The sequence below is a fragment of the Aminobacter sp. Y103A genome (genome assembly GCF_030294925.1).
Lineage (GTDB): Bacteria > Pseudomonadota > Alphaproteobacteria > Rhizobiales > Rhizobiaceae > Aminobacter > Aminobacter ciceronei.
Genome location: NZ_AP017986.1, coordinates 2,019,242 through 2,030,593, shown reverse-complemented (window position 1 = coordinate 2,030,593; position 11,352 = coordinate 2,019,242). Strand labels below are relative to the sequence as shown.

The following is an 11,352-nucleotide window of genomic DNA, read 5'->3' as shown; positions in this document are numbered from 1 at the left end:
GCCGTGGGGAGTCTGACTCGCAGGAGGCATCTTTCCCGTGGTTCAATGCCGTGCCGCGTGCAGTTCGGCCCTAAGGATTCGATGGTTTTGGAGAAATACGCGAGCCGGGATTCGGCAACAGTCAAATTGATTCCGGCGGTAGGATTCATGTCCTGTGGATGGTTTCGCCCGGCCTGTGAATTCTTGGGCAAACTGGCCTTGAAACCCAGCTAAAGCAGATTGAGCCAGCACTTCGATATCGGACTCTGCTACGGGAGTATCTGGTTCAGCGACGGGGACGACATTGGCAGAGGCAGCGCGCAAATTCGAAGTGGCGGAGGCGACCCCGCTCTATCGGGAAGCCCCCAACAACATCGAGGCTGAACAGGCCTTGCTCGGCGCGATACTGGTCAACAACGACGCCTTCTACCGCGTCTCCGACTTCCTCAAGGCGACCCATTTCTACGAGCCGCTGCACCGCAAGATCTTCGAGGTGTCCGCCGAGCTCATCCGCATGGGCAAGATGGCGAACCCGGTGACGCTGAAGACCTTCCTGCCGGCCGACGAGAAGGTCGGCGACATGACGGTCATGCAGTATCTCGTCGCCCTTGCCGCCAACGCGGTGACCGTCATCAACGCCTCCGACTATGGCCGCGCCGTCTATGACCTGGCCACCCGCCGGGCGCTGATCACCGTCGGCGAGGACATGGTCAACATCGCCTATGACGCGCCTGTCGACATGTCGCCGGCCGAGCAGATCGAGGACGCCGAACGGCGCCTGTTCGAGCTCGCCGAAACCGGCCGCTATGACGGCGGCTTCGAAAGCTTCTCCGATGCGGTCAAGACGGCCATCGACATGGCCAGTGCGGCCTATATGCGCGACGGCCATCTTTCCGGCGTCGCCTCGGGCCTGCACGACCTCGACGCCCGCATGGGCGGCCTGCAATCCTCCGACTTGATCGTGCTCGCCGGCCGCCCGGGCATGGGCAAGACCTCGCTGGTCACCAACATCGCCTTCAACGTCGCCCATGCCTATGTGCCGGCACAGCAGGCGGACGGCTCGTTCAAGGCCGAAAACGGCGGCGTCGTCGGCTTCTTCTCGCTCGAAATGTCGTCCGAGCAGCTCGCCACCCGTATTATTTCAGAGCAGGCCGAGGTGCCCTCCTCCAAGATCCGCCGCGGCGATCTCACCGAGGCCGACTTCGAAAAGCTGGTCAGCTGCACCCAGACGCTGCAGAAGATCCCGCTGTTCATCGACTCGACCGGCGGTATCTCCATCGCCCAGCTCGCGGCACGCGCCCGCCGCCTCAAGCGCCAGCGCGGCCTCGACCTGATCATCATCGACTATATCCAGCTGATGCAGGGCTCGTCGGCCAAGGCGTCGCAGAACCGCGTCCAGGAAATCACCGAGATCACCACCGGCCTCAAGGCGCTGGCCAAGGAGCTCAACGTTCCGATCATCGCGCTGTCGCAGCTGTCGCGTCAGGTCGAAAGCCGCGACGACAAGCGCCCACAGCTCTCCGACCTGCGTGAATCGGGCTCGATCGAGCAGGACGCCGACGTGGTGATCTTCGTCTACCGCGAGGAATATTACCTCAAGAACAAGGAGCCGAAGCCCGGCACCGACGAATACCTGCAGTGGGAAGCCAACATGAACGACGTGCGCGGCAAGGCCGAAGTCATCGTCGCCAAGCAGCGTCACGGCCCCACCGGCACCGTCAGCCTCGGCTTCCAGGGCGAATTCACCCGCTTCTTCGACCTCGCGCCCGAGCATCATCTGCCCGACAGGTTCGGGGAAGAGTAGGCTTTGCCAGCCATCGCGTCCCTTCGCACCCCCCTCTGGCCCCATGTTGATCAGAGGGGGGTGAGAAGAAGCCCGACCTCTCCCAATCAGCATTGCAGCATTCCCATGGCTAAAGCCCGCGTTCAATTCATCTGCCAGAACTGCGGTGCCGCGCATCAGCGCTGGGCCGGCAAGTGCGATTCCTGCGGCGAGTGGAACACGCTGGTCGAGGAAGGCACGGCGGGCGGCATCGGCAGCGGTCCGGGCTCGCTGAAGAGCGCGCGAAAAGGCCGCGCCGTCACGCTGACCTCGCTCGACGGCGACATCGAGGATGCGCCGCGCATCGTCTCGGGCATCGGCGAACTCGACCGCGCCACCGGCGGCGGCTTCGTGCGCGGCTCGGCGCTTTTGATCGGCGGCGATCCCGGCATCGGCAAGTCGACGCTGTTGACCCAGGCGGCGGCGGCGCTCGCCGCGCGCGGCCACCGCGTCGTCTATGTCTCGGGCGAAGAAGCGGTTGCCCAGATCAGGCTGCGCGCCCAGCGCCTCGGCGTCGCCTCGACACCGGTCGAACTCGCCGCCGAGACCAATGTCGAAGACATCCTCGCCACCATCGCCGACGGCAAGCGGCCGGACCTGGTCATCATCGATTCGATCCAGACCTTGTGGACCGACCTCGCCGATTCGGCGCCTGGTACCGTCACCCAGGTGCGGGCGGCGTCCCAGGCGATGATCCGCTACGCCAAGTCGACGGGTGCGGCGGTGGTGCTCGTCGGCCATGTCACCAAGGAAGGCCAGATCGCCGGTCCCCGCGTCGTCGAGCACATGGTCGACGGCGTGCTCTATTTCGAGGGCGAAGGCGGCCACCATTTCCGCATCCTGCGCACGGTCAAGAACCGCTTCGGCCCGACCGACGAGATCGGCGTCTTCGAAATGTCCGACAAGGGCCTGCGCGAGGTCGCCAACCCGTCCGAGCTGTTCCTCGGCGAACGCCATTCCAAGGCGCCGGGAGCCGCGGTCTTTGCCGCCATCGAAGGCACGCGACCGGTGCTGGTCGAGATCCAGGCGCTTGTCGCCGCCTCCAGCCTGGGCACGCCGCGCCGTGCCGTCGTCGGCTGGGATTCGTCGCGGCTGTCGATGATCCTCGCCGTGCTCGAGGCGCATTGCGGCGTGCGTTTCGGTCAGCACGACGTCTATCTCAACGTTGCCGGCGGCTACCGCATCTCGGAGCCGGCGGCCGATCTGGCCGTGGCTTCCGCACTGGTTTCATCGCTCACCGGTATTGCCCTGCCTGCTGATTGCGTCTATTTCGGCGAAATCAGCCTTTCTGGCGCCGTGAGGCCGGTTGCGCATGCGCAGCAACGCCTTAAAGAGGCCGAAAAGCTGGGCTTCGGAAGGGCCGTGCTGCCCTCCGGCAGTGGGGAGCTCGCAGGTGGAATCGGAGCCGGTTCGTTCCAGCCGACCGCACTGGCGGATCTGGTGGCGCGGATAGCCGGCTCAAGGCGAAGCCGCGCGGAAGAGACGGACTGAAACCGTCGCCATGGAGTGAGTGGACACGATGCCGATTACGCTGCTTGACGGAATTCTTGTCGGCTTCACCCTGGTCTCGGCGATGCTCGCCATGGTGCGCGGTTTTTCCCGCGAGGTGCTGTCGGTCGCCTCATGGGCCGCTGCCGCCGCTGCCGCCTTCTTCTTCTACAAGCCTGTCGTGCCTTACGTTCAGCCCTATATCGACAACGAAAAGATCGCCATGGCGGCTGCCGCCGGCATCGTCTTTATCATCGCGCTGATCGTCGTCACCATCATCACCATGAAGATCGCCGATTTCATCATCGACAGCCGCATCGGCGCGCTCGATCGCACGCTCGGCTTCCTCTACGGTGCCGCCCGCGGCATCCTGGTCGTTGCCGTCGGCCTTTTGTTCTTCAACTGGCTGGTCGGCCCCAACGCTCCGGCCTGGGTCGCGGAGGCGAAGTCGCGGCCGCTGCTCGAGAGCATCGGCACCTCGATCGAGAACCTTCTGCCCGAGGATCCCGAGAATTCGATCCTCAAGAAGCTCAATTCGCAGACCGGCGAACCGGAAGCCGGCGCCACCACGCCGCCTGCCGAGGCGCCTGCCGAAGGCGAGGCGCCGGCCGAGCCGGCACCGACCAACAACTGATTGCGCCTGAGGCGGGATGGCGCGTTGCCCTTGCCGCCTCATCGCACTATATAGCGTTTTTGCTAGAAGAGGCCGCCCCCGATGGCAGACGCAGCTGACGTGCTTTCCGCGGAAGCCGATGATCATTTCCACGACGAATGCGGTGTGTTCGGCATTTTTGGCCGACAGGACGCCGCGGCAATCGTCACGCTGGGGCTGCATGCGCTCCAGCATCGCGGCCAGGAGGCCGCCGGCATCGTCAGTTATGACGGCAGCCAGTTCCACGTCGAGCGCCATGTCGGCCTGATCGGCGACACCTTCACCAAGCAGCGTGTCATCGACAGCCTCAAGGGCAACCGCGCCATCGGCCACACCCGCTACGCCACGACGGGCGGCGCCGGCGTCCGCAACATCCAGCCTTTCTTCGCCGAACTCGCCGATGGCGGCTTCGCTGTCGCGCATAACGGCAACCTGACCAATGCGATGACGGTGCAGCGCGCGCTGCAGAAGCAGGGCTCGATCTTCTCGTCGACCTCCGACACCGAGACCATCCTGCATCTCGTCGCCACCTCGAAGGAACGCGACCTCAATGCGCGCTTCATCGATGCGGTGCGCCAGGTCGAGGGTGCGTTTTCGCTGGTCGCGCTGTCGTCGAAGAAGATGATCGGCTGCCGCGATCCGCTCGGCATCCGCCCGCTGGTGCTCGGCGATCTCGACGGCGCCTGGATCCTCGCCTCCGAGACCTGCGCGCTCGACATCATCGGCGCGCGCTTCGTGCGCGACCTCAAGCCCGGCGAGATGGTCATCGTCACCTCCAAGGGCATCGAGAGCATCTTCCCGTTCGAGCCGCAGAAGCCGCGCTTCTGCATCTTCGAATATGTCTATTTCGCCCGTCCCGATTCTTCGGTCGAGGGCCGCAACGTCTATGACGTGCGCAAGCGCATCGGCGCCGAACTGGCGCTCGAAAGCCCCGTCGACGCCGACATCGTCGTGCCGGTGCCGGATTCGGGCACCCCGGCAGCCATCGGCTTCTCGCAAGCCGCCGGCCTCCCCTTCGAGCTCGGCATCATCCGCAACCACTATGTCGGCCGCACCTTCATCTCGCCGGGCGATTCCATCCGCCACATGGGCGTCAAGCTGAAGCACAATGCCAACCGCCGCATGATCGAAGGCAAGCGCATCGTGCTGGTCGACGATTCCATCGTCCGCGGCACCACCAGCCAGAAGATCGTGCAGATGGTCCGCGATGCCGGCGCCAAGGAGGTGCATATGCGCATCGCCTCGCCGCCGACCCGCGCCTCCTGCTTCTACGGCGTCGACACGCCGGAAAAGTCCAAGCTTCTCGCCTCGCGCATGACGATCGAGGAAATGGCCGAGTTCATCCGCGTCGACTCGCTCGGCTTCCTGTCGATGAACGGTCTCTACCGCGCCGTCGGCGAGGCGAGCCGCAATGACGAGCAGCCGCAATATTGCGATGCCTGCTTCTCCGGCCAGTACCCGACCCGCCTGCTCGACCTCGAAGGCGCCGACAATGTGCGCTCGCTGTCGCTTCTGGCCACCGGCGGGCTGTAGCAGCGGCACCTTCAGCATGCTTCCGCGTCAATGCGCGGAAGCAGCCTTGTCCTTCCAGATCAAGCCTTGCCGCAGCGACAGCCGCTCGCCCGGGCCGTGGACGGCTGCGTAAAGCAGTCCGGCCAGGAAGGTGAAGTGATCGACGAAGAAGCCGAATTCGGCTGGGTTTCCCTGCCAGTGCGACGGACCGTGGAAGGCGAAGGCCAGGAAAACGACATAGGCGCCGGCCAGCAGGGCCGCCTCCGAAAAGAACGCGCCGGTGAGGAAGGCCAGCACAAGCCCGAGTTCGAAAAAGGCCGCCAGCCATGCCAATGGCAAGGCAAAAGGAAAGCCGGCAGCCGAGATATAGGCGGCGGTTTCAGTCATTCCGGCGAATTTGAACAAGGCCGCCATGCCGAAGGCGCCGGCGAAGATCAGTCTGGCCACGAGGATTGCAACGCTTCTGCCCATCATGTCCTCCTCTAGGGTTTCATCCCTAGGACGGATACCGGCCGGCATTCCCGACATCGTCGGCAGGAAATAGGGCGGCGGCGAGAAATAAGGCCCGCCGCCGGCGCCTGCGGCATCCATTCCGGACGCGTGGGGTTTTGTTCGGGACAAAATCGTCCTATCAGGCTGCGGACCGACAAGATCGAACTGGATGCCATGATGACAACCACTCCCGACCTCTCCGGCCGCATCGCGCTCGTCACCGGCGCATCGCGCGGCATCGGCTACAACACGGCCAAGCAGCTTGCCGCGGCGGGTGCGCATGTGATTGCCGTGGCGCGTACGGTCGGCGGGCTGGAAGAGCTCGACGACGAGATCAAGGCATCAGGCGGCCAGGCGACGCTGGTGCCGCTCGACCTCACCGACATGGCCGGCATTGACCGTCTCGGCAGCTCGATCAACGACCGCTGGGGCAAGCTCGACATTCTGGTCGCCAATGCCGCCGTGCTCGGCGTCATCGCCCCCATCGGCCATGTCGAAGCCAAGGTCTTCGACAAGGTCATGGCCGTCAACGTCACCGGCACCTGGCGCCTGATCCGCTCTGTCGACCCGCTGCTGCGCAAGTCGGATGCCGGCCGCGCCGTCATCGTCAGCTCCGGCTCCGCCCATTCGGCACGCGCCTTCTGGGCGCCTTATGCCGCCTCCAAGGCCGCCGTCGAGGCGCTCGCCCGCTCCTGGGCCGACGAGACCAAAAACACCGCCTTGCGCGTCAACATCTTCGACCCCGGCACCAGCCGCACCGCGATGCGGGCGTTGGCCGTGCCCGGCGAGGATCCGGCGACCGTCACCCATCCGTCTGAGACGGCGCGCCACATCCTTGGCATGGTCGACCCAGCGCTGACCCGCACCGGCCAGATCTACCAGATCCGCGAGCAGCGCTGGGTTTCGCACCAGAAGCCGGCCTGATCTTTCCGCGCGACGCGTCGCTGCGGCTAGCGGCGATGCCGGCAACGATGTTGCCGCCGTCGCGTTGACCACTGCTTGAGCGCATCGCAGCGATGCGTGGAACGAAAGTCTTGCAAGTGCCCGCCCGGGCGCTCTATGCCCAGGCGCCCGGGCGCTCTATACTGATGTGGGGGACATCGGCCGCATGACCACCGACCAGTTGATGTCCTTCGCCGTCATAGCGCTGATGATGGCGGCATTCGTCTGGGGCCGGTTCCGTTACGATCTCGTCGCCTGCGGCGCACTTATCGCAGCGGTTGCGATCGGCATCGTGCCGCAGGCCGACGCGTTCAGCGGCTTCAGCGACGACATCGTCATCATCGTCGGCTCGGCACTTCTGGTCAGCGCCGGCGTCGCGCGCTCGGGCATCATGGAATATGCCATCCAGCGCTTCGCCCCCGACGTCTCGAGCGTCAGGGCGCAATTGGCGCTTTTGGTGATCATCGTCACCATCCTGTCCGCCTTTGTGAAGAACATCGGCGCGCTGGCGATCATGATCCCCATCGCCTTCCAGTTCGCCCGCCGCTCCAACACCTCGCCCTCGGTTTTCCTGATGCCGATGGCCTTCGGTTCGCTGCTCGGCGGGCTGATGACGCTGGTCGGCACCTCGCCCAACATCGTCGTGTCGCGCGTGCGCCAGGACATGACCGGCGACGCCTTCTCGATGTTCGACTTCACCCCTGTCGGCGCAGCACTTGCCGTCGCCGGCCTCGTCTTCCTGGTGCTGTTCTACTGGCTCCTGCCGATCCGCACCCGCGCCTCGGCCTCGATCCACGAGGCGCTCGACGTCAACAACTACGTCACCGAGGCCCGCCTGGTCGCCGACTCCACCGTCGTCGGCAAGTCGCTGGCCGACCTGTTGAAGCTCGGCGGCAGCCGCGCGGTGGTAACCTCTATCCTGCGCTCGCGCGCCCTGCATGTGACGCCGTTCCCCGACGTCGTGCTGCGCGAGGGCGACATCCTGTTGATCGAGGGCGCCCCTGAAGCGCTCGACCGCATCGTCACCCAGTCCAAGCTCAGCGTCACCGGCAGCCGTGATTCCGCCGGCGGCAAGCATGCGGCCACCGCCGTCGAGGCGATCATCGGCGAACACTCGACCCTGATCGGCGGCTCGGCACAACGCCTGGCGCTCTACGACCGTTTCAACGTCAACCTGCTGGCGGTCAGCCGCAAGGGCGAACGCATCCAGGAGCGGCTCGGCGCCGTCATCCTGCGCCTCGGCGACGTCGTCGTGCTGCAGGGCAACCCGCAGACGATGCCCGACATATTGCGCGAGCTCGGCTGCCTGCCCTTGGCCGAGCGCCCGATCCTGCTCGGCAGCGTCAGGCGCGGCGTCGTGCCCCTCGCCATTCTGGTTGCTGCGATGGGCGCCACCGCCCTTGGCCTTTTGCCGGTGCCGCTCGCCTTCTTCACCGCCGCTGTCGCCATGGTGCTGTTTCGCGTCATCCCGCTGCGCGAAGTCTATGGCGCCATCGATGGCCCGATCCTGGTGATGCTCGCCGCCCTCATCCCGGTCAGCGACTCGCTGCGCCGGACCGGCGCCACCGACATCATCTCGGCCTGGCTCGCCGAATTCGCCTCGACGCTGCCGCCCGCCGGGGCGCTGACATTGATCATGGTCGTGGCGATGGCGGTCACGCCGTTCCTCAACAATGCCGCCACCGTGCTCGTCGTGGCACCGATTGCCGCCGGATTTGCCACCACGCTCGGCTTCCGCCCCGAAGCCTTCCTGATGGCGGTGGCGATCGGCGCCGGCTGTGATTTCCTCACCCCCATCGGCCACCAGTGCAACACCCTTGTCATGGGCCCCGGCGGCTACAAATTCTCCGATTATCCGCGCCTCGGCCTGCCGCTGTCGCTGCTGGTCATCGTCGTCGCCGTGCCGATGCTGATGCTGGTCTGGCCGATGTAGCGACACGCAAGCGTGATTGGCCGGTGAATTCGGCCAGTCCTAGTTTTGCGGCCCTCAAATCAAGAAAATGAGGGAGGACCACGCGATGAAACGCATTCTTCTGATGTCTGCGCTGCTTTTATCAGGCCTGTCGGCGGCCAGCGCGCAGGACGCCACGATGAGCTTCTTCGTCACCAGCAGCGGCATCGGCAAGGGCGCCAATCTCGGCGGCCTCGCTGGCGCCGACGCCCATTGCCAAAGCCTGGCCGAGGCCGCGGGCTCGACCGGCAAGACCTGGCACGCCTATCTCTCGACCAAGGACGTCGACGCCAGGGACCGCATCGGCCAGGGACCATGGGTCAACGCCAAGGGCCAGAAGATCGCCGACGACGTGGCGTCGCTGCACAGCGACGCCAACAACATCAACAAGGAAACCGCCCTCGACGAGAAGGGCAACACCATCAATGGCCGCGGCGACCAGCCCAACAAGCACGACATATTGACCGGTTCCAAACCCGACGGCACCCGCATCGCCGACCAGACCTGCGGCGACTGGACCCTCGACGGCACCGAGGGTGCTGCGATGATGGGCCATCACGACCGCATGGGCCTCGACGATTCCGCCGCCGCCAAGTCGTGGAACTCGTCGCATGCCTCGCGCGGCGGCTGCAGCCAGGAGGCGCTGAAGGGAACCGGCGGCGACGGCATGTTCTTCTGCTTCGCCGCCAACTGATGGCAAGCGTCAGGCCGCGGCGCCTGGAACAGCTGATCTGTGAAGGCTCACCGCCACCCGGTGAGCCTTTGCACATCTGAGGCGCGCCGGGCGTCAACGTTCGCCGCAAGGGGTCGGCGCAACTGTACGTCCCGAACCTTAGCGTTCGGCCGAAACGCTCAGTTCCGGCCGGACGTTCAATGTCTGGAACACCACGCAATAACGTTCGGTCAGCCTGATCAGAGCATCGATGCGCTCCTGCGGCTCGTCGGTGTCGAGCTTGAAGGCAAGCCGGATGGCGCGAAAGCCGACCGGCGCATCCCTGGCGACGCCCAGCGTGCCGCGAAAATCGAGGTCGCCCTCTGCCGAGACCACTGCCTGGCCGAGGCGGAACTCGAGTGCGGTCGCCACCGCCTTCAGGGTCACGCCGGCGCAGGCGACCAGTGCCTCGAGCAGCATGTCGCCCGAGCACAGCTCCATTCCGCTGCCGCCCGTCGCCGGGTGCAGCCCGGCGGTGACGATTGCCTTGCCGGTGTCGACCTTGCAGGAAATCGACTGCTCGTCGACGGCGCCGCGCGCCCGAAGCGTGATCAGCGCGCGCCCGGCATCCGCGCGATAGGCGTCCTTCATCGGCGCCTGCAGCGCCTTCAACCCAGCAGCATCCATCATTTTCCTCCCGGTCGACGTGGCGTACCATCCTGGCAGCCACCCTAGCATGCCGGCCTGCTGACAGCAGGCTGGCAGTGCCCTGGGATAGGCTGGACCCGACAGACTGGGCCCCTGACCGGGAAAAGAGGATGACGACAGCAAGCGAAACCGCCGCGCAGCACCGGCTCGGCATGCTGCTTGTGGCAGCATCGGCGGCCGTTTTCGGCCTTGCCGGCATCCTGACAAAGTCGGTCGACGCCGATCCCCTGACCATCACCTCCTGGCGCGGGCTGATCGGCGGCATGCTGATATCGGCCTATGTGCTGTGGCGACGGCGAAACGGCACGGGCGAAAGCCTGCATCTCGGCTGGCAGGGCTGGCTGCTGGCCGTGCTGGGCACGATCTCCAGCGTCGCCTTCATCGCCGCCTTCAAGAACACCTATGTCGCCAATGTCGTGGTCATCTACGCCACCGTTCCGTTCGTCGTCGCCCTCTTCGCCTGGGTGATCGCCGGCGAGGTGTTCCGGCGCCAGACGGCAGTGGCAGCGACGGTGTGCCTCGCCGGCGTCGCCATCATGTTCTGGTCCGGCCTCGGCGGCGGCCATGCCTTCGGCGATGCGCTGGCGCTGATGATGACCTGCCTGTTTGCCTTCTACGCCGCCCTCGTCAGGCGGTTCCGCAACGCCTCCGTCGTCTGGGCGGGGGCCGTTTCCGCCTTTCTCGGCGTGATCCCGGCATGGCTTCTGAGCGATCCGCTCACCGTGCCACGGTCGAGCATCGCGCCGCTCGTTTTCTTCGGCTTCACCTTCGCCCTTGCCGTCATCCTGTGGACCGAAGGCGCGCGCCGCATTCCGGCAGCGGAGGCGGGCCTGCTCGGCACGACCGAGGTACCGTTCGGCATCTTCTTCGCCTGGCTGTTCCTGGCCGAGCTGCCGCCGACTGCGAGCCTTTTCGGCGGCGCCGTCGTGCTTGGCGCGGTGTTCTGGCACGCCTGGCGCGACGCCCGCTTGGCTGAACGGTTCGAGACTGGCGGAAAATTCCGCCGTGAAACGAGGTAGACAGCCAGTGGCAATTCGAGATCCTGCCGTGAAGGTGAGGAATGTGAGGCGTGCGGAGGAATGCGGAGCGGGTGGAAGAAAGAGCCCTGTTTGCTCGCACGAACACAGCCGCCTGCCCGACCCTCGGCGGTCGCG

Annotated in this window: 10 protein-coding genes; 8 read left to right on the top strand and 2 right to left on the bottom strand. The window is 65.6% G+C overall.

Annotated elements, in window-relative coordinates; translation table 11 throughout:
• Positions 1–283: 283 nt before the first annotated feature.
• The 4 genes from Amn_RS09795 to purF all read left to right on the top strand — a co-directional run bounded on the left by Amn_RS09795 (position 284) and on the right by purF (position 5,474).
• Entirely contained in the window at positions 284–1,783 is a 1,500-nt protein-coding gene (locus Amn_RS09795) for a replicative DNA helicase (RefSeq protein WP_067964088.1), read from the top strand.
• 105 nt (positions 1,784–1,888) lie between these two features.
• Positions 1,889–3,292 (top strand): DNA repair protein RadA, encoded by a 1,404-nt coding sequence (radA, locus tag Amn_RS09790; RefSeq protein ID WP_067964089.1) that lies wholly within the window; start codon positions 1,889–1,891, stop codon positions 3,290–3,292.
• Between the two features lie 28 nt (positions 3,293–3,320).
• Positions 3,321–3,923, top strand: coding sequence for a CvpA family protein (locus Amn_RS09785; RefSeq protein WP_067964091.1), 603 nt, complete (start codon positions 3,321–3,323; stop codon positions 3,921–3,923).
• Positions 3,924–4,004: 81 nt separating this feature from the next.
• Positions 4,005–5,474, top strand: a complete 1,470-nt coding sequence (purF, locus tag Amn_RS09780; protein ID WP_067964093.1) for an amidophosphoribosyltransferase — start codon at positions 4,005–4,007, stop codon at positions 5,472–5,474.
• Between the two features lie 27 nt (positions 5,475–5,501).
• Here the strand turns inward: purF and Amn_RS09775 are convergent, their stop codons facing one another.
• Complete coding sequence (locus Amn_RS09775; RefSeq protein WP_286296599.1) at positions 5,502–5,924, bottom strand: DoxX family protein; 423 nt, start codon at positions 5,922–5,924, stop codon at positions 5,502–5,504.
• A 198-nt stretch (positions 5,925–6,122) separates the two neighbouring features.
• On the opposite strand from Amn_RS09775, the gene Amn_RS09770 reads away from it, so the two are divergent.
• The 3 genes from Amn_RS09770 (at position 6,123) to Amn_RS09760 (ending at position 9,532) form a co-directional block, all read left to right on the top strand.
• Positions 6,123–6,869, top strand: a complete 747-nt coding sequence (locus Amn_RS09770) for an SDR family NAD(P)-dependent oxidoreductase (protein WP_067966857.1) — start codon at positions 6,123–6,125, stop codon at positions 6,867–6,869.
• A 184-nt stretch (positions 6,870–7,053) separates the two neighbouring features.
• Positions 7,054–8,820, top strand: a complete 1,767-nt coding sequence (locus tag Amn_RS09765; RefSeq protein WP_286296595.1) for an SLC13 family permease — start codon at positions 7,054–7,056, stop codon at positions 8,818–8,820.
• 85 nt (positions 8,821–8,905) lie between these two features.
• Positions 8,906–9,532 carry a hypothetical protein gene (locus Amn_RS09760; protein WP_286296593.1) on the top strand — a complete coding sequence of 209 codons (627 nt, stop codon included), beginning with the start codon at positions 8,906–8,908 and terminating at the stop codon, positions 9,530–9,532.
• Between the two features lie 138 nt (positions 9,533–9,670).
• Here the strand turns inward: Amn_RS09760 and Amn_RS09755 are convergent, their stop codons facing one another.
• A complete protein-coding gene (locus Amn_RS09755) occupies positions 9,671–10,177 on the bottom strand; it encodes an OsmC family protein (RefSeq protein ID WP_286296591.1) in 507 nt (168 codons plus the stop codon).
• Between the two features lie 131 nt (positions 10,178–10,308).
• On the opposite strand from Amn_RS09755, the gene Amn_RS09750 reads away from it, so the two are divergent.
• Entirely contained in the window at positions 10,309–11,217 is a 909-nt protein-coding gene (locus tag Amn_RS09750; protein WP_286296590.1) for a DMT family transporter, read from the top strand.
• Positions 11,218–11,352 lie beyond the last annotated feature (135 nt).